The following is a 19,083-nucleotide window of genomic DNA, read 5'->3' as shown; positions in this document are numbered from 1 at the left end:
ATTAAAAAATGCCAAGTCCTAAGATTAGGACCTGACATTTTTCCATAAACACTACAAATCGAATGAGACTTATATTTTGTGTTGGACAAACCAGTCGGTAATGCGTTGCAGTCGTTCCACGCGAAGCTGTGGGTGCCCTTTACGTGAAAGCTCGTGACTCGAAGCTGGGAAACGGACAAATTGGGTGGGCTTTCCCAAACGACGCAATGCTGTAAACAACTGCTCTCCCTGCTCAATAGGGCAACGTAGATCCTGTTCTCCATGTAATATGAGCAGCGGTGTATTGATTTGCTGTACATAAGCCAACGGGGACTGCCTCCACAAAAGCTCGAAATCATCCCATGGATTCCCGCCAACTTCATCTTCCGTAAACGAGTATCCTATGTCACTCACCCCATACATTGACAGCCAGTTAGATATGGAACGCTGGGTCACAGCTGCGCGGAAACGATCCGTATGCCCGACAATCCAGTTTGTCATAAAGCCACCATAGCTGCCTCCCGTGACACCCAGTCTTTCTGGATCGATGAATGGGAATTTGCGTATAGCCTCGTCCACGGCGCTCAGTAGATCGGTGTAATCACGTCCGCCGTAATCTCCAAGGACAACATTGGTAAAAGACTGTCCATACCCTCGACTTCCTCCCGGGTTCGTATAGATGACTACATACCCCCGAGCCGCCAGCAACTGAAACTCATGAAAAAAGGAATTGGAATACATGGCATGGGGACCGCCGTGAATTTCCAAAATGGCAGGATAAGCCTCCCCCTCCTTAAAACCAGCAGGCTTCATCACCCATCCCTGCACGCGTCGACCATCCTCGACCTCCGTCCAGAAGCTCTCAGGCGCACTGATCTCAATCTCATCAAGCAGAGCATCATTCACTCGTGTTAGCCGTTCCTCGGTCCCTGAATGGATCGCAATCCGAAACAAATCGCCTGGTAAAGCGACATTGGTGGAAGCAGCAATGATATGCTGCTCATCCGAAGTAAGCTCGAATTGGTAAATTTCCCGTTCTCCTTGGGTTAAAATTTTAAAAGTTCCATCAAGCGCAAACTGATATACGTGCACATTTCCTTCAATGGTTACCAGCGTATACAGGGATTGACTGTCCGCACTGAAGCGTGGTGGTCCTACATGAAGATGTGAACGCATGTCGCTCATACCCGCATTACCGAGGTGAGCATCAAGTGTCTCACTAACGCATACTGCCGTCCCGCCACTGGAGGGAACCGTATACAGTCGAGTCTGAGTAGCGCCTTTGGCATGACGATCATGACCGTAAAAGGCAATCAATGTACCATCGGGAGAGAATGCAGCGCTCTCGATTTGAAGCTCGGAATGAGTCAGCTTAAACGGTACTGCCGCATTGCTATTAGAAGTCGCAGGAGCTACCGTAAACAAATCATTTTGCTTGCGTAAATCCGTATCCTCTTTGGAATGCTCCGCTATTCTAGCCACAAATAAAATCTGTTGGCCATTCGGTGACCAGACAGGCTCCGCGACATCATAAGCGCCGGATGTCAGTTGAACCGTGTGCCCTGAAGTCACATCAGTTACATACAAGTGATCACGAGTATCATCCCACAGCCCATAGCCGTCGAATTTAGCTTTTGTTCGATTAACCACTCGTCCCTCAAGCTGTGTCTCCTGCTTTCCTGCGTCGCATGTAGGACTTGACTGGTTCTCAGCAGTTTTAGCTACAAACGATATGCAGGCTCCATCCGGCGACCAGGCTAATGAACGAACATTGTTCCCTACGTGCGTAAGTTGTCGGGCTTCTCCCCCGCGTGCTGGAATAATCCATACCTGGCGCTTGCCGTCTGCCGAACGGAGAAAAGCAAGTTGTGATCCGTCCGGTGACCAGACAGGTGTTTCATCTTTCGTTCCATATGTAAAGGGTATTGGAGCTTTACCTTCGAACGGCAACAGCCAAATAGCCGAGTTGTAGTCTGTCCGTTCTTTATTAATACACTGCTCTACGTAAGCAATTTCGCCACTCGTGGGATGAACAGCTGGATCGCTAACCCAGTGAAATCGATATAAATCCTCAGCTGTTATACGGCGTTTGGTTGTGCCAGATTGCGAGTTGCTCAAATAAATCCCTCCTTAATATTGTCAGATTTGTACAACTTCACATTCAATTAATCCGATTAATTTTATATGAATTTAAATATACAATTACGTTACTCTTTTTATGTATCTCTGTCAATTTGTCCAAAACTCAAAGAACCCTCTCTCCGTCACAATGACTCGAAAACACCGCTGCTTCGGTTGCTTTCTTGAGAGAAGGTCATATCTGTTATCGTTCTTCTGTACCGTACGCATTAAAGCCAAGTTCCTCTGCAAGCACAGCCTGCCTGACGATATTTTGGAATTTCTACTGTGAACTCAGGCTTCTCCAGTGATCGTGTCTAATTTCGGTTAGCAGTCTCGGCTTCATTCTTTTCATGGATGTAGGTGGAGAATAATTCAGGATTCACTACTTTACGCAGTAAATGCATCGTCCCGTCCCCTGTTCCATGGTCAAAAGCATGGATACGTTCATATCCCCAACGCTCGTACATGGATAATAAATAGGGATGTTTTTCCGCAGTGGCTAATGTCACTGCAGGAGCTCCAACCTGATCACGAATAATCGTTTGTTCTACCCAGTTCAGCAGTTTTTTTCCATATCCTTTGCCCTGAGCAGCCGGATCTACGGCAAACCACATCACAAACGGAAGATCGGTTATAAAATTAAGGGCTCTATTTTTTAGATGACTAACGGTAGCCTGGATGACACCATCGACTTCCAGCACATAGCAATCATTATTTTTAATGTTTTCTTGAATGAGAGCGACGTCTGCCTGAGCGGCAGGCCATTTAAGCTCCAACTGCCGAATTGTTTCATACGCCTCATACGTTATATACTGCAATCTTTCTGCATCCTCTTGACGTGCCAGACGATAGATCTCGCTCATAGTTCCCCGCCTCCCTATAGTATTGTAATAATGTGCATAATTTTTTTCAACTAATCCTATATTTTTAATCAGAAATGAAAGTTAACATAACTGTAGCATGCTCACCATTCAGCGACAAATTAATTTTTTCTATACCTTCATTTAAAATAACAATATCCCTTGAGGGTTGGAAAGTCCGGAATTCAAATAAAAGCAAAAAAGCCCGAAAGCCGGGCTCCTTTACTTTCTAAGACCAATAGAATGCTGTCCCTGTCTCTGGGGCATTCAAACCAACCTGTACGCTGTGTTATTCCGCAGGGGCAACAAAGCTGCGTTTGGCAAACTCGCTGTCCAGCATATAAAAGGCATTGCTGTCTCTTTCAATGCGCTTAAGCTTCTGGATAACACTATCGAACAGAGCTTCCTCTTCGACTTGCTCATCAATAAACCATTTCAAGAAATGGATCGTTGCATGCTCTCGTGCATCGAGGGCCAAGTCAGCCAAATGATAAAATTTTTGTGTGTTTTGCTGCTCATGCTTGTAGCCATGCTCAAATACGTCCAGCATGGAATCGTAGCTATTTTTGGGCTCCGGTAATGCTGCCAATGTAGCGCGTCCTCGACGGTCGTTAATGTATCTATACAGTTTCATGGCATGAAACCGTTCCTCCTCTGCTTGTACCAGGAAGAAGTTTGCAAACCCATCCAGACTTTCACTAGAGCAATATGCAGCCATCGCGAGATATACGTGAGCGGAGTAAAATTCAAAGTTCATTTGCTCATTCAGAGCCTGTGCCAAATTGTCATTCATGTCTTAGGTCACCTCGGTCAGATATGTAATGATGTAACGTTCTTAGTGTACCATGAATTTGATCACAAAAAAACGGACGGAAGTGAATTCAGACACACTCACGTTCCGCCCGCCTTGCTCAACATTTAGTTCACAATCAAGGTTCCAGACCCCAGACACGTTTGTCGTTTATATACAAAGGTGTTTTGTCCCAATCTGTATAAGAGGTCTTGGTTGCATCATAGGAAAAATCGTCACTTTCGTTATAGTTGCTCCAATCCGTCTTGTTCATGCGAATCTGAATATCCCCCGTGTTTTCCCCTGCTGCCAGACTTCCCGCACCGGCTCCAAAGGAGATCTCCAAATAATAATCTGCCCCAGTTACGGCCTTATCCAGTTTCACAAACCGTCCCTGAACATTGCCGCTGCCCAATTGTGCATAATCACAGTGAAACTCCTGCCCCTTATCGCCATCTACAGTATAGTAGTATCTCAGCTTGACGTTTTTCAGATCAAGAGCCTCTTTACCCTTGTTTACGACACGGAAGAGTGGTCGAATCTGGTTATCTCCCGGGTTGGTGTCGCCCACACGGTATTGGGCAATTACATCTCCCTTCGCCGGAATCGGGGCTGCTGTTGGCTTGGCGCTGACCTCAGCAGAATCCGGGCTGGTTCCTAAGGAATTTGTTGCACTTGTTACATAATAATAAGTGGTTTCATTCACCACCCCTGTATCCTTGTAAGTGGCGTCAGTTACCGTTGCTACCGTGGTATACGGGCCACCACTGGTTGTGGAGCGCTTAACCGTGTAGCTATCAGCACCTGTCGCTTTGCTCCAGGTTAGTGTAACTTGTGCATCTCCTGCACTCGCCTTTACATTTGCCGGAGCTTTGGGAGCTGTAGGTTCGGCTGGTCCACTACCATTAATCAGACGGTCATACTCTGCATAAGCAGTTGCCATATCTACTTGGGACCAGAAACGGTGATACGTAAATTCTGGCGCACCTTTATCCCATTTTTTGGTCTGTTTGTTCCATGAAGTCGTGTATTTGTCTTTAAGATAGGACCATTGCGGATCTTTAGTGATATTAGGGCGGATGTCGCTATAGCTGGAATACGTACCATTCCCTCCCTTGGACGGATCAGACGGTGTAGCGTCTGTGCCTGGGATCGTGTTGCCTTGCCCAGTCTTACCACTCCATCCGCTCGGGATATATACTTCTTTAGTAAAATAACGATAATAATCCTCACGTGCTTCCTTCGTTGTAATTCCTATGCCGTCGTTATAGCCCCATGCTGCATCAAGCAAGGCTTTGGACAGATCTTTGGCTTCCTTGCCTAACTCGGTGTAGTCTCCTTTTTCAGCTTTTGTTCCGGCAGCAAAGAAGGTAAGCGCCTTCACATAACTGCCCAGCACTCCTGCATCCTGTCCTGGATTTTTGGTTACGACATGAAGATTGGCATTTCCTTTATGATTGGCAAATCCGCTCCAGGTTTCAGGCTTTCCACTCCATTCCAGATTGCTCGGCAGCCAGAACTCACCTTTAGCCGCTGTAGTGGCTACCTTCGGATTTTTGCCACCCAGAATACGCTTGCCTTGTGCATCCAAATAGTAACCCTGCGCATCAGTTACAGGCCGTTCGTTGGCAAATACATAGCTCTTGGACCAAGCGATCCAGTTTTCCGTCACTTGTTTAGCCATTTTAAACTGCTCAGACGAAGTGTCACCTTTCTTGGCCAAAATATAGTACAGCTCCGCAATCCGCTCGACAGGCCAAGCCTGCATGCCAAACCAGTTGTTGGACGGTGGATCTTGATATACAGGAGCCCCTGTATAAGCCATGCCATAAAAAGTGCTCGTACCAGATGGATACGCCTTGTAGGCACCATCCCAGCTATTCGTTGCTCCACCTGCAATGGCCCCCTCATCAGATTGCAGCCAAGTGTAAAATTCCAATTGGCGCTTGAGCGAGGTCGCCCAATCCTGTCCTGCCGTAGGTGAATTTGGGATCAATCCGCTATCCTTATCGGATAATGCATATGCAGCAACGACATTCTGGTAGCCCTGATGCGCATGGCTGGCACCAATCCGCCAAGCCCAGTTGCCGCTTTGGCCCAGTCCGCCGCCCCAAGCCGTATACCATGCCATTAGATAAAGACTGGCATCCTTGCCCGTGCCAGCAATCGGACTTCCATTGGAAGCGCTTCCTACTTTCTGGAAGTATTTATCGTACATGCCGTAACGCAAGAAGTCTCCCATCTTTTTCGCTTTGTCCAAATATACCTGGTTGTCATAACCGAGTTCTTTTGCCCAGTACATGGCTTGAACCGCCCGTGCGTCCGCATCCGTGGCATTCGTGTAGCGCCATTGCTGTGCAGGAGCATTATTTTCCTTGGTGAACAGGCTCATGAAGCCTTCATTAGGCTTGCCAAACTTGTGATTATCCTGCGATGGATGCGGTACGGCCTCCCAGACCGATTCCTGTTCCCCGCGCTGGAAGGTGTTCACATAGGTCGCCGTATGTGACGGATTCAGCAGATTGCCAAAACCGTACCAATTGTCTACATCCAGCAGCCAATGCATCAGGTAGGTCTGATTGTTGCCATAGGTTGCCTTCAGCTCAGAGTCCAGTGGGTCCTTGCCAGCACCGTACTGACCACTCAGACGGCTTGGGTACTGATCCGGCTGCGGATATTCTGCGGCATAAGTGGCAGGGCTGTTCGGATTATAGTTACTCATTGTAGGTTGCTCTTCCTTACCGTCACCCTCATTAACAGGAATGATATATTTCTCCATGTTGTCCCATGCCGATTCCAAATGACCCCAATCCCCGGTATAATGACCATAGAGAACTTCCAGCCACATCCAATAGCTGTATGCTTCCGAGGTCGTTAAGTGTCCATAGTCAGGCGCCTCACTCATAAGTGTTTCAACGGAATGATAAGGGATACCTTCTTTAGAAAAGTAACCGCTAGCTGGGTCCTTCAGTTGTTTATACATTTGCAAAAAGCGTGTTGATTCAGGGGTTGCGGCTGATGCACGGTCGGGTTCGGCCTGAAATAAACCCAAGCTTAACGGAAGTACCAAAATGGCTGACATGACCATAGAGACAGATTTTCTGAACACAGATTTTCTACTGATCACTTTTGCATTCATCCTCTCCATTATCAATATTGGCTTTACTCAAAATTTGGTTCCGAAAAAAGACAGCACAAAAAGACAGCGCCATCACCTCACTTTCCCGTTATAAAGGTGGAGGACACGCTGTCCATAGCTCCAAATGCTTCACATTGGCCCTGGCAAGAATATACCACACTAGTCGCCAAATGAGAGTCGAAAAATTCTATATGTTTAGAGTTGCACAAGGAAAATTGACGAAATCGATAGGAATCGGTACTATTTCACAAGGAGGCGTTAAAACATGAAAGTGTTGCTGTTGCTTGGCTGTATTGTGATGTTTTTAGCTGTAGCTCTGGGAGCATTCGGGGCGCATGCGTTGAAAAAAAGACTTTCCGCAGACATGATGAGCATATTCCAGACAGGAATTCAATATCAAATTGCTCACGGTTTGGGTTTGTTGCTGCTGGGAGTTCTTGCAGGCAACCTTGCCCATTCTTCTCTTATTGTAACCGCAGGTTGGGTTATGCTGGTGGGCATTCTTCTGTTTTCCGGCAGTCTGTATGTTCTTAGTGTGTCTGGTGTGAAAAAGCTTGGAGCCGTCACCCCGATTGGCGGGCTGGCTTTTTTGGCAAGTTGGGCCATTGTGATTGTGGCGGTAATACAAGGCTAAACAAATAAACAGAGACTTGGAAAAGTAGGCGCTTCCAAGTCTCCTGTATCATGGCCGATTTATTGATGAAGATGAACGCGTCTATGATTTCGTTTACACTTGCTGTGCTTTCTGAGCCGCGATCCGATGACCTTCGATATAGCGTTTGGATTGAGCCATTTCATGCTCCTGAGCAGCTTCCATAATAATATGGACCCCTGGCTTGTACTGCTCCAGCAGTTCCATATATAGAGCATAGTTCATGTCACCAAAACCCGGCGGTACGGTCTCGATCTCACCTGATGATGACAAACGTCGGTCTTTGGCATGTGCTGCGATAATCCGAGGTCCTAGCAGCTGAAAAGCTTCGCGGATGATCTCATCCTGTCGCGCCAGGTTTTCCGTTTTTAGCAAATTACCCGGATCAATCACAACACCAATGTGTGAAGACGGTACTTCCTCCAGAAAGGTAGCTAGCTCTGCTGCTGTTCCGACCAAATGATCGTTAGCAGCCTCTAATCCTACAAATACGCCCCACTTCTCCGCCTCATCTGCTAATTCTCGCACAACTTCTTTTACAACTCTCCAGTCTCGCTCCGAATAAGGGGTCCCATCCTCATTGCGTCCGACTTCAGCTGCAACCATTGGTGCTCCTAACAGACTTGCGTATCGGATCAGCTCTTTGAAACGCTCTACATTTTCACGTAACAATTCCTCATCCTGTACAAAAAAATGCAAATAGCACCCGAGCACTGATATGGATACTCCGTGCTTACGAAATTCCTCAGCGATAGACAATGCCAATCCAGGATTGAACTTGCCAGGTTTATTAAAATCGACATCACTGATCGCTCTCCACGGAGCGAGCTGAACATGAGTAAAGCCCGCTTCACCTACCTTTGCAGCCAACTCGCGATAAGGCAACTTGCCAAACAAATGTGCCAATACACCTACTGTCACTAAAAATCACCTCTTTTTATTTTTGTATTCTACTAATCGCCGTACTCAGCTCCAAGGACTCATTGATGATTTCTGTAATTCGTTCTACTTCATCATGAATAAAGAAGTGTCCTCCCTCAAAGGTAAACACACGAAATTGCTGATCCGTATGCTGTGCCCACGCCTCTGCATCTTGTAGGGCCACCGTGTTATCAGTCAGTCCTGTCAAGGCGGTGATAGGGCAATGTAAAGGCGTGGCTTTGCTCATATACTTATACATCTCGACTGCTTTGAAATCTGCTCTTAATACTGGCATAAAATAGTCATACAATTCCTGATTGTCAAAAATGGCTTCCGAAAGTTGACCATACCTCTGCAAATGCGTTCTGAACTGATCTGCAGGCAGATCATGTAACCACGGGAGATTTCTTGGGATATGCGGTGCCCGTCCACCCGAAACAAATAGATGAGCCGGCTGCCCATATCCTCCAGCCACCAGCTTATAATACAGCTCGAATGCAATCATCGTTCCCATGCTGTGACCGTATATGGCATAAGGATCACCAGGGACTAACTCATGGCTGATTTGATGCAGCAGATCCTCGCTCATCTCCTCAATACTATCCTTAAGCGGTTCCCCCGAACGAATACCTCTGCCCGCCAATTCCAAAGGGACAAGTTTAATCTGTGGAAGCAGCAGCTTTTTCCATTTGAAGCTGACTGATGCCGATCCGCCTGCATATGGGATGAAAAATAATGTGATAGGTGCCATTCTTGCAACCTCCTGTGTTGCGGAATTCTAACTTTTTTATTTTAGCATAAAAAGGTATATTTACCCATTTCAAATATTTTGCAAATTCGAAAAAGAGGGTTGACGAATTCAAGCACATTTTGCATAAAGCAGGAAATGTATTTCTTAAGGAAGAACTGCTGTATGTTTGAATATAATCATGTGTTGGGTCTTTTATTTTTCCAATTTGAGAGGAGTCCTGCGCCATGAAGTATGGTTTCTTTGATGATGCCAACCAAGAATATGTCATCACCACCCCTCAAACTCCGTATCCCTGGATTAATTATTTAGGTAATGAACGATTTTTTGGACTCATCTCCAATACAGGCGGCGGCTATGCATTTTATCGAGATGCTCGCTTACGTCGCTTAACACGTTACCGGTACAACAATATTCCTGTCGATAACGGTGGTCGCTATTTTTATATTTATGCTGATGGAGATTATTGGACTCCGGGCTGGATGCCGGTTAAAAGGGACCTGGAGCAGTATGAATGCCGTCATGGACTTGGATATACCTCAATTATGGGGGAACGCAGAGGGATTCGGGCTACGCAACTAGCTTTTGTGCCCCTATCCTTTGACGGCGAGGTCCACCAGGTCAAGCTTCAGAACACATCGTTACAAACTAAAAAGATCAAACTCTTTTCATTCGTCGAATTCTGCCTGTGGAACGCCTATGACGATATGACCAATTTTCAGCGTAACTTGAACACAGGCGAAGTTGAAATACAGGACTCTGTCATTTATCACAAGACAGAATACCGTGAGCGCCGCAATCATTATGCTTTTTTCTCTGCGAATCGTCCGCTGGCGGGCTATGACACAGACCGTGAAGCTTTTTTGGGTCTCTACAACGGACTGGATCAGCCCCACACCATCACCGCAGGGCAAGCGTCTAACTCGATAGCCAGCGGCTGGTCCCCTATCGGATCGCATTGCATTGAGATTACACTGGAGCCGGGCGAAGAAACAAGCTGTAACTTTGTACTCGGATATGTGGAAAACCCAGAGGAAGAAAAATGGGAGTCCCCCGGTATTATTAACAAAAAACAGGCTCATGCTATGATCGCGCAATTTGCGGATGAAACCGATGTGGACCGTGCGTTAAGTGAGCTGCGAAGTTATTGGAACAATCTGCTGTCTAAGTACACCCTTCAAAGTCACGATGACAAGCTGAACCGAATGGTGAACATATGGAACCCGTATCAATGTATGGTTACATTCAATATGTCACGTTCGGCTTCGTATTTTGAATCCGGTATTGGACGTGGTATGGGTTTTCGGGATTCAAATCAAGACTTGCTCGGCTTCGTCCACCAAATACCGGAGCGGGCAAGGGAACGGATTATCGACATCGCTTCTACTCAATTTGAAAATGGCGGGGCATATCATCAGTACCAACCGTTAACCAAAAAAGGAAATCACGAGGTTGGCGGTGGCTTTAACGACGATCCGCTGTGGCTTATTGTCGGTACCTCAGCATATATCAAAGAAACCGGAGACTTTGGCATACTGGAGGAACAAGTTCCCTTTGACGGGAATATAGATCGTGCCGCTTCGCTGTTTGAACATTTGAAGCGTTCTTTTTATCATGTTGTAGACAATCTCGGTCCGCATGGTCTTCCGCTCATTGGTCGGGCTGACTGGAACGACTGTCTGAATCTCAACTGTTTTTCTGCTACACCAGATGAGTCCTATCAGACGACACAGAATTTGGAGGGCCGCATAGCCGAATCTGTGTTTATCGCCGGACTATTCGTGTATACTGGACCGGATTTTATTGAGCTTTGCAAGCGCAGAGGTTTGAATGAAGAAGCAGTCACCGCTCAAGGACATGTGGATCGTATGCGGACAGCCACATTGGAGCATGGGTTTGACGGGGAATGGTTCTTGCGTGCGTACGACCATTATGGTAACAAAATAGGGAGCAAGGATTGTGAGGAAGGGCAAATTTTCATAGAGCCTCAAGGCTTCTGTGTAATGGCAGGAATTGGCATTGAAGAAGGCCTGGCTCATAAAGCTCTCGACTCTACACGTGATCGGCTGGAAACTCCCTACGGCATTGTACTACAACATCCGCCTTATTCCCGCTACTATATTAATCTGGGTGAAATCTCTTCTTACCCTCCTGGATATAAGGAAAATGCAGGTATTTTCTGTCACAATAACCCCTGGATTATGATGGCAGAAGCTGTCATAGGACGCGGTGATCGCGCTTTCGAGCTGTATAGCAAAATTGCTCCCGCTTATCTAGAGGACATCAGCGACATTCATCGTACCGAGCCATATGTGTATGCTCAAATGATTGCGGGCAAGGATGCGGTTCGTGAAGGTGAAGCCAAAAATTCCTGGCTAACGGGTACTGCGGCTTGGAATTTTATAGCTATTACTCAATCCATCCTCGGTATTCAGCCGGAATGGGAGGGTCTGCGTATTGATCCGTGCATCCCCAAATCCTGGGGAGAATTCACAGTCACCCGTGTCTTCCGAGGCGACACCTATGTGATTCATATCACGAATCCACAGCACGTCTCCAAAGGTGTAGCTACAGTTACCGTAGATGGCACTGTTCTAACGAATAATATTCTGCCGGTTGCAGGAGATGGAACTATTCACCAGGTAAAAGTGTTACTGGGCTAACGAGTTCGTGCCCTTCAAAAAAATTAGCTTCAACTTCACCACATAGTATCTTATAATACGAGAATGGCTATAGATACATTAAGTGTGGTGACATCATGAACAAGACAAAACGGCTTACTCAAACCATGGATTACAGAACAAAGCAAGCCCGCTGGGTGCGCAAAATGTTATTACTTTACTGGATGATTATAACCGTACATTTTATCGTCCAGCTGGGCAGCTACTTATTCCTTGATTATTCCGCTTCGCCTTATGAATTTTACGTTGGGGTCCTTATTGTTCCCACACTAATCATGAGTGGATCCAACTTACTTGCAGAACTGGCACATTTTAAATTTAACAGGTATTCTTTTGCAATTCTGTTTATGGCAAGCACCGTTATTTGTTGGATGATTATTCGCCTTAACTATGACATCCGGATTATTCCAGCGTTGTGCTTGTTGCCTATTTTCTCTTCAATCTTGTTCTTCAATCGTCGCTTAATATGGCTTTCTTTTGTATTGCAAGTGATCGTCTTCTTTCTATTGCTAGCAATAGATGGATCATTCCGCAGCTATTTGTCAGACTTTGATATCGTGGCGATTCCGACATTTTTGATTATGTCCACCTTTATTGCCCTCATTATTCAGGCCAGCGGCCGCGATTTGTTAGTGGATTTATACAAAACAAAGCGTGCTCAGCAGGAATTAATGATCAGTAACGCGATTATTAGTAAAATGTCCATGACTGATGGTTTAACGAAGCTATACAATCATTTGTCTTTCCAAAACTTTTATGAAAAAGCACTGGAATATGCCGAACAAGGCGCGATCATCCATCTGGCGTTAGTGGATATTGATAATTTCAAGAAGATCAATGACACTTACGGGCATCAGTTTGGAGATAAAATTTTGGAAGGCATCTCGCAAATTATTACAGAGCAGATTACAGCAAATGACATTCCGGCCCGCTATGGCGGTGAGGAGTTTGCTATTTTGATGTTCGAGCATACTTTTGAGGAAGCTTATCAGATTGTAGAGAACATTCGGCGTGAAGTGGAGAAAATGACCTTTCAGGAGAAAATGCAAATCGTTTCTGTAACCGTAAGCATTGGATTAAAAAGCTATACCGAGGATATGAACAAAGACAAAGATGTATTTTTCCAGGAGACAGACGACTATTTGTATCAAGCCAAGCGCTCCGGTAAAAATAAAATTGTTGCTCTTAACCATATCGCTTAATGTAAAAATGCATTTAATGCAACTCCGGCATATAGTTGTCGGAGTTTTTTTGTATGTAGAAACTTAAAATTGAGAAGAGTTGACAATTTTATGGATTGCAAACTAAAATGGTTACACGCGGAATGGTTATTTACTTACGAAAAATAAGCTTTAAGGAGATGGTTTTACATGTCAACACTCGTTATTGTTGTTCACCCTGATCTTGCGGAGTCTCGCATTAATAAAAGATGGATGCAAGAACTCAAAAAGCAATCCAGTGTGACCGTTCACAACCTGTATGAAGTATATCCGGATGAGCAAATCAACGTTGCCCATGAGCAAAAACTGCTAGAGCAGCATGATCGTATCGTTCTGCAATTCCCTTTTTACTGGTATAGCAGTCCTCCCCTGCTGAAAAAATGGCTGGATAAGGTTTTAACCTACGGCTGGGCTTATGGAAGCGAAGGTGACAAGCTACAGGGCAAAGAGTTGTTGATCGCCTTGTCTGCTGCCAGCGTGGAGGAAAACTATCAACATGACGGAAGAAACAGATATACGATCGAAGAGCTGTTGAGACCTTTTGAAGCTACAGGCCTTCTGATTGGTGTCAAATTGCTCCCTTATTTCGTGCAGTATGGTGCCGGAGTTTTGACAGATGAGCAGTTGGAGCAATCTGCACAAAAATACGTGCAGGCGGTTATTTCTTAATTTACACAAAATACCCCTTGGAAGGTGCCCACACCTGCTTGCCCTACAGCAGACGTTGGCTCCAACCAAGGGGCTTTGCTGATAGAATTACATTTACAGCGTAACCAAGTTGCTGGTTACCTGAGCCATGCTTTCTTTAATAATATTGCAGCCCTTGCTCAAGTTCTCCATACTTATCGTTAACGCTGGCATAATTTTAAGTACCGTATCGTTACGCCCAGCTCGCTCAATAATAAGCCCCTTACTAAAGCAGAGAGTTGCAACCTCCTTGGCGAAAGCTTCTCCCAGATGGGTCACATCAATTCCCCAGATCAGTCCCAAGCCGCGGATTTCAATAAGTGGATCCATTGTTTGGATATGTTCACGCAAGAACTGCTGAACAAAAGCTTCTTTTTCCTTCACTTGGGTTTCCAACCCAACCGTGTCTCTGAACTCCAGCGCCGCCTTTGCTCCGACAAACGCTAGCTGATTTCCACGGAAGGTGCCGTTATGTTCACCAGGACTCCAAATATCCAGTTCTGGCTTAAGCAGCAACAAGGACATTGGCAGACCGTATCCACTGATCGACTTGGACAAGACAACCATATCAGGCACAATGCCTGCTCGCTCAAACGAGAAGAACGAACCAACTCGGCCGCAACCGACCTGAATATCGTCAGCAATGAGCAAGATATCATGATCATCGCAAAGCTGTCGCAAATCACGCAGCCATTCGTTATCTGCAATATTAATACCGCCTTCAGCCTGTATCGTTTCCAAAATAATCGCAGCAGGCTTCTCCACACCGGAATGAGTGTCTGTTAAAAGCTGTTCCATGTACAAAATGGTATCCATTCCGTTAAATGTGCTGTTATAAGGTATAAAGGTAACATTATTCAGTGGGACTCCTGCGCTCTCTCGCATGGAGTTATTGCTGGTAATCGATAAGCTACCGAGCGACATACCGTGGAACGCGCCCATAAAAGCAAAAACACCATTTCTTTTTTTTACCTTACGCGCAAGTTTCAGTGCTGCTTCCACCGCATTGGTTCCCGTCGGTCCGCAAAATTGAAGCTTATAATTCAAGCCCTTAGGCCGGAGAATACGCTCGGAAAAAGACTCTATAAACTCTTGCTTGGCCGTGGTGTACATATCCAGACCATGCATGATCCGATCGGAGGTTAAATAATCTAGTAACCGGTTTTTCATAAAGTCATTATTGTGCCCATAATTTAAAGCCCCTGCACCGGCGAAAAAGTCAATATATCCCTCTCCTGCCTCCGTGTACAAAACATCGTTTTTCGCTTTGTTGAAAACAACTGGAAAACTCCTGCAATAAGACCTTACATTGGACTCCAGTGTTTCGAATGTGTTCATAAATATTCGTCCTCCCGCTGACCTGATTTTTGAAAAATACAAGCATGGAAAGCAAAAAAAGTGTAAATATGTAATCTAAAATGAGTAGACAGTCTGAATTCACAATGGGATATCCACACCATAAAATCTTGAGTACGATCACAAGAACATATAGAGTACAAAAGAATACAACAGAGATGCACATTGAGAGTAAGATGAATAGAAGATTAAATAGTGGGGTTTTCTAAGAGGTCTGTCAGAGGATGTCAACTCCTATGTAATAAAATACCATAATTTTCATTAAAGTCAATGCATGTTTCTGAGATCTTTTGTTAATTTATTGTAATTTTAGGACATTTCCTTGCAGTATATTGTTAAATAAATATGAAATATGACGTAATATAGTAATAAATCTCAAAAATAGTACATTTTCATATCAAATAGATATATATCTAGATCGTCCGGAGACTGGGTTTCCATAATAAAGCTGAGCTTTTGACAGACTGACCAAAGGAGTTTACTCTATCAAAAGAACTTGCTAAATTTAAAAATAGATAAGGAAACACATCATGTCTAATGTTTTGATTATTGAAGATGATAATATGCTGGGTGACACTCTCTCCTTATATTTAACAGGGGAAGGCTACCACGTTACACGAGTGGAACAAGCGACTGAGGGTATTGCCCGACTCGATAGGGTACAGCCCGATATTATTTTACTAGATCTGTTGCTTCCAGATTTGGATGGCGTGAATCCCTGCCCACTGATACGCAAGCATACGGACGTACCAATCATCGTGATTTCTACAGAAAACGACATTTCAGAGCGCATTCGTACACTTACGTTGGGAGCAGATGATTATATTTGCAAGCCTTTTAGTATGCAAGAGCTCAAAGCACGGATCGAAGCTCTTTTCCGTCGGATCAAAATCACACGCTTGCAAGGAAGAGGCATTTCACCTGTAGCTGAACCTGAAACAGGCATTACTTTGGATCTGGCGAGAAGAATGGTTACCGTTAATGGTCAGATGGTAGAGATGACCTATTCGGAATTTGAGCTAATGAAGCTCTTTTATACGAACCGAGGAATTGTATTTAGTAGATATGCCTTGATTCAGGCTCTCCGTGGCACAGACTCCTTTATTAATGAGAGGGCAGTGGACGTACATATTAACCATTTACGTAGAAAGATCGAAAAAGACCCCAAGAAACCGCAATTGATTAAGACCATTTGGGGAATCGGTTACAAATTTATGCAATAACGCAGCTAGATCCAGGGAATGGATGATTTAATTTGATTAATCTCCTTTTGAACCCTACTCAGTTGCTCTCTCCAGTCTGGATACAGCTCTCCCCCTGAGGTTTCATTGCTGCGCTTCAATGCTTTCTCCAGCTTTATCACCTTTGCCAGCAGCTCAGTCGCGCACAGATTCCCCGTTCCTCCCTTCAGCGAGTGAATTAATCGAAGAGCAGAAGATAACTGACCATTGTCCATTTTTCTCACAACTCTTCTATCAAGATACTGGTATTCCTGTATCCATTTATGTAGGGCAAATTGAAAAATATACACCTTGCCATCCATACCGGCTATCGCTTTCTCCGCGTGAATACCATGTAATTCTTGCAGCCAAGCTAAATGAATCCAGCTATTTAACATTCTTGTTGCGGTTAATTCATGTACAGGCTTGAGCAGCACATCATTAATGCCTGCACGTAGACAAACCTCCTGCTCAGGCTGCACAGCATCCGCGGTAAAAGCGATAATGGGGAGTCTGTTAAAAGCTCTGTTTCTTCGAATATGTCTGGCCGTCTCAAAACCATCCATTTCCGGCATATGCAGATCAAGCAGCACCATATCCCATGAGCACCGCTCCAGTAATTCTATAACTTCTCTTCCATTTGTGACTATCGTTACCTCAAAACCACGCTCTGCCAAAAACTCAGTGATCACTACTTGGCTAATCTCGTTATCCTCTGCTATGAGGATTTGATATTTTTGTGTTGAGACCCCAACTTCATATTGGAGGTCCATTGTTGCAACAGCTTCCAGACTATGATTATCTACAGACACTGGCTTTTCCTGCTCAGGTCTCAAGCGGAGCACCTCCAGAAGAGCGCTCCGGGTTACTGGCTTAGACAAAAAGGCATCTACCCCCTGCTCTGTAGCTTCAGCAGCTACTTCTTCCAACTGGAACACGGTTGTAAGCCCAATGACCTGAGTCATTTGCTTATCCAGTATATGAAGCCAATGCCTGCGTGATTCAAGCTCTCTAAAGTCTTCCATCCCCATATCAATCATAACCAAATCAAAATGTTCACCCTTTTGAAAAGCGTCTGAATATTCCTGTAAGGATGAAACGGTGAGTATTTGTAGCCCCAAATCTTGCAGTAGTTCGCTCAGGCTGTGGCTCACCAGTTCATGCTGTGCAATGATTAAGGCTTTGCCGTTGACTGGTTTTTCCAGCTGTGTGCTTCTCACATTAAAATCCCCTATTTCAAGCTCCACATTAAAGTAAAATTGACTATACTCTCCTAAACGGCTTTTCACTTCTACGCTACCGCCCATTGCTTCAGCCAATTGCTTGCTAATAGCCAAACCCAGCCCGGAACCCCCATATCTGTGGGTAGATGTACTCACTTGCATAAAAGGGACGAATAGCTTGTCCATTCCCGTCTTAGAAATGCCTATGCCCGTATCTTCTACCATAAAAGAGACACTCACTCGTCCGTCCTGCTGGCCTACCATTTTTACCTGTAACAATACATGTCCCTGGTCCGTGAACTTAATGGCGTTGGTCAGAAGATTTAAAAGTACCTGTTCCATTCGAAGCGGATCTCCCTTGAACCTTTTAGGTAATTTCGGGTCCACTATGAAAACGATCTCTACTTTTTTATGTTCCAGCAAAATCCCAACGGTATCTGCGAGATGCCGAAGCATGTTTTCCAGCTCAAATTCCGCCTTTTCCAGTTCTACCCTACGGGCCTCCATTTTAGAAAAATCCAAGACATTATTGAGCATGGACAAAAGAGTACGCGAGGAGGCGAGCAGCTTATGGAGGTAATCATTCTGAACGTCAGTCAGTTGAGTCTTACTCAACAGCTTTGAGAGGCCAATGATGCCATTCAGCGGCGTTCGAATTTCGTGGCTCATATGAGCTAGAAAAATACTTTTCGCATGGTTAGATTCACTCATCTCCTTTCTTTTCTGCTCGGAAGCTTTATACTCCGTAATATCCAATACATGACCGATGACATATCTGGTGAGCCCCTCGTCCCTGACAGGATGCAAGGTAATTAAAGCTGAATATTCCCAAAACTCCAATTCAAATACGGTCCGATCACCGAACCAAGCCTGTTTGTAGTATTCGTTAAGCTGCTCCAGTGTTTCAAAGGAAAGCTCCAAAATATCCCCGATACGCTTCACATGCTCCCATTTATTGAAATTGACTTGCAGATTCAGACCCATGCGCTCCAGCAATTCACCATCAAGCAGCATATAATAAAATTCATCCCCCCTTTTCTCCAGCCTGAAGGTAAAGCCAGGTTGAACTCGAAGTAAAGTTAGCAGATCATGATTTTTGTCAATCGAACGCTGTCCATTTGTATACCTGGTGGGGATTAGAGCCTGCCCAAACAGAGTCATGAACAATAGACCAATCCCTATTTCCAACCCGCAGGTCAGCAGTGTTCCATCACTTATGCCAAAATATAAGAACAGAACTCCTGCCAGCCCGTATAAGACGCCCGTGAACGCCTGACGAATGAGCTGACGCTGAAAAATCAAAACTAATAATAATATCACGATCGTATATAGCAACAAATCTCGAACCAAGTGTTCGTCCTCCTTGTAATCTCCCATACGTTGTGAGAAGCTGTATCGGAAATATAAAAAAACTCAGGACAGATTCCTTATGCCATTAGGCTTAAAGAACTGTCCCGAGCATTCATTGTACTATAGATTCCATAAG

Annotated in this window: 13 protein-coding genes; 5 read left to right on the top strand and 8 right to left on the bottom strand. The window is 45.0% G+C overall.

What is annotated here, in order from left to right; translation table 11 throughout:
* Positions 1–69: 69 nt before the first annotated feature.
* The 4 genes from ACUC6J_RS11685 to ACUC6J_RS11670 all read right to left on the bottom strand — a co-directional run bounded on the left by ACUC6J_RS11685 (position 70) and on the right by ACUC6J_RS11670 (position 6,877).
* Entirely contained in the window at positions 70–2,097 is a 2,028-nt protein-coding gene (locus ACUC6J_RS11685; RefSeq protein WP_222822290.1) for a S9 family peptidase, read from the bottom strand.
* Between the two features lie 317 nt (positions 2,098–2,414).
* On the bottom strand, positions 2,415–2,963 hold the full coding sequence (locus tag ACUC6J_RS11680; RefSeq protein WP_031463500.1) for a GNAT family N-acetyltransferase: 549 nt from the start codon (positions 2,961–2,963) through the stop codon (positions 2,415–2,417).
* A 286-nt stretch (positions 2,964–3,249) separates the two neighbouring features.
* Positions 3,250–3,753, bottom strand: a complete 504-nt coding sequence (locus tag ACUC6J_RS11675; RefSeq protein ID WP_013371107.1) for a ferritin — start codon at positions 3,751–3,753, stop codon at positions 3,250–3,252.
* A 136-nt stretch (positions 3,754–3,889) separates the two neighbouring features.
* Complete coding sequence (locus tag ACUC6J_RS11670; RefSeq protein WP_447250233.1) at positions 3,890–6,877, bottom strand: glycoside hydrolase family 48 protein; 2,988 nt, start codon at positions 6,875–6,877, stop codon at positions 3,890–3,892.
* A gap of 277 nt (positions 6,878–7,154) precedes the next feature.
* Between ACUC6J_RS11670 and ACUC6J_RS11665 the strand changes: the two genes are divergently transcribed.
* Positions 7,155–7,523, top strand: a complete 369-nt coding sequence (locus ACUC6J_RS11665; RefSeq protein ID WP_447250232.1) for a DUF423 domain-containing protein — start codon at positions 7,155–7,157, stop codon at positions 7,521–7,523.
* Positions 7,524–7,616: 93 nt separating this feature from the next.
* Here ACUC6J_RS11665 and ACUC6J_RS11660 read toward each other — a convergent pair whose 3' ends face one another.
* Together ACUC6J_RS11660 and ACUC6J_RS11655 are read right to left on the bottom strand one after the other, a co-directional pair.
* A complete protein-coding gene (locus ACUC6J_RS11660; RefSeq protein ID WP_044786508.1) occupies positions 7,617–8,462 on the bottom strand; it encodes a sugar phosphate isomerase/epimerase family protein in 846 nt (281 codons plus the stop codon).
* 16 nt (positions 8,463–8,478) lie between these two features.
* Entirely contained in the window at positions 8,479–9,213 is a 735-nt protein-coding gene (locus ACUC6J_RS11655; RefSeq protein WP_277510972.1) for a thioesterase II family protein, read from the bottom strand.
* Between the two features lie 224 nt (positions 9,214–9,437).
* Here ACUC6J_RS11655 and ACUC6J_RS11650 point away from each other — a divergent pair, with 224 nt between their 5' ends.
* The 3 genes from ACUC6J_RS11650 to ACUC6J_RS11640 all read left to right on the top strand — a co-directional run bounded on the left by ACUC6J_RS11650 (position 9,438) and on the right by ACUC6J_RS11640 (position 13,780).
* Positions 9,438–11,873, top strand: a complete 2,436-nt coding sequence (locus ACUC6J_RS11650; protein WP_447250231.1) for a GH36-type glycosyl hydrolase domain-containing protein — start codon at positions 9,438–9,440, stop codon at positions 11,871–11,873.
* A 95-nt stretch (positions 11,874–11,968) separates the two neighbouring features.
* Complete coding sequence (locus ACUC6J_RS11645) at positions 11,969–13,093, top strand: GGDEF domain-containing protein (RefSeq protein ID WP_090891154.1); 1,125 nt, start codon at positions 11,969–11,971, stop codon at positions 13,091–13,093.
* A gap of 168 nt (positions 13,094–13,261) precedes the next feature.
* On the top strand, positions 13,262–13,780 hold the full coding sequence (locus ACUC6J_RS11640; protein ID WP_090891156.1) for an NAD(P)H-dependent oxidoreductase: 519 nt from the start codon (positions 13,262–13,264) through the stop codon (positions 13,778–13,780).
* Positions 13,781–13,873: 93 nt separating this feature from the next.
* Here the strand turns inward: ACUC6J_RS11640 and ectB are convergent, their stop codons facing one another.
* Positions 13,874–15,136 (bottom strand): diaminobutyrate--2-oxoglutarate transaminase, encoded by a 1,263-nt coding sequence (gene ectB / locus ACUC6J_RS11635; protein WP_016819023.1) that lies wholly within the window; start codon positions 15,134–15,136, stop codon positions 13,874–13,876.
* A gap of 548 nt (positions 15,137–15,684) precedes the next feature.
* Between ectB and ACUC6J_RS11630 the strand changes: the two genes are divergently transcribed.
* The gene (locus tag ACUC6J_RS11630; RefSeq protein WP_016819022.1) at positions 15,685–16,377 is read left to right on the top strand and encodes a response regulator transcription factor; all 693 of its coding nucleotides are present in this window, start codon (positions 15,685–15,687) and stop codon (positions 16,375–16,377) included.
* Positions 16,378–16,382: 5 nt separating this feature from the next.
* Here ACUC6J_RS11630 and ACUC6J_RS11625 read toward each other — a convergent pair whose 3' ends face one another.
* Complete coding sequence (locus tag ACUC6J_RS11625; protein ID WP_447250230.1) at positions 16,383–18,947, bottom strand: response regulator; 2,565 nt, start codon at positions 18,945–18,947, stop codon at positions 16,383–16,385.
* Positions 18,948–19,083: the final 136 nt, after the last annotated feature.

The sequence above is a fragment of the Paenibacillus sp. JJ1683 genome, assembly GCF_053006485.1.
This window is presented reverse-complemented; position numbering and strand designations above follow the sequence as displayed.

Excerpts from the sequence above, each read along its gene's own strand:
- ACUC6J_RS11630 (WP_016819022.1), top strand. The coding sequence starts at position 15,685 with ATGTCTAATGTTTTGATTATTGAAGATGATAATATGCTGGGTGACACT.
- ACUC6J_RS11645 (WP_090891154.1), top strand. The coding sequence starts at position 11,969 with ATGAACAAGACAAAACGGCTTACTCAAACCATGGATTACAGAACAAAG.
- ACUC6J_RS11675 (WP_013371107.1), bottom strand. The coding sequence starts at position 3,753 with ATGAATGACAATTTGGCACAGGCTCTGAATGAGCAAATGAACTTTGAA.
- ACUC6J_RS11680 (WP_031463500.1), bottom strand. The coding sequence starts at position 2,963 with ATGAGCGAGATCTATCGTCTGGCACGTCAAGAGGATGCAGAAAGATTG.
- ACUC6J_RS11655 (WP_277510972.1), bottom strand. The coding sequence starts at position 9,213 with ATGGCACCTATCACATTATTTTTCATCCCATATGCAGGCGGATCGGCA.
- ACUC6J_RS11640 (WP_090891156.1), top strand. The coding sequence starts at position 13,262 with ATGTCAACACTCGTTATTGTTGTTCACCCTGATCTTGCGGAGTCTCGC.
- ACUC6J_RS11665 (WP_447250232.1), top strand. The coding sequence starts at position 7,155 with ATGAAAGTGTTGCTGTTGCTTGGCTGTATTGTGATGTTTTTAGCTGTA.
- ectB (WP_016819023.1), bottom strand. The coding sequence starts at position 15,136 with ATGAACACATTCGAAACACTGGAGTCCAATGTAAGGTCTTATTGCAGG.
- ACUC6J_RS11650 (WP_447250231.1), top strand. The coding sequence starts at position 9,438 with ATGAAGTATGGTTTCTTTGATGATGCCAACCAAGAATATGTCATCACC.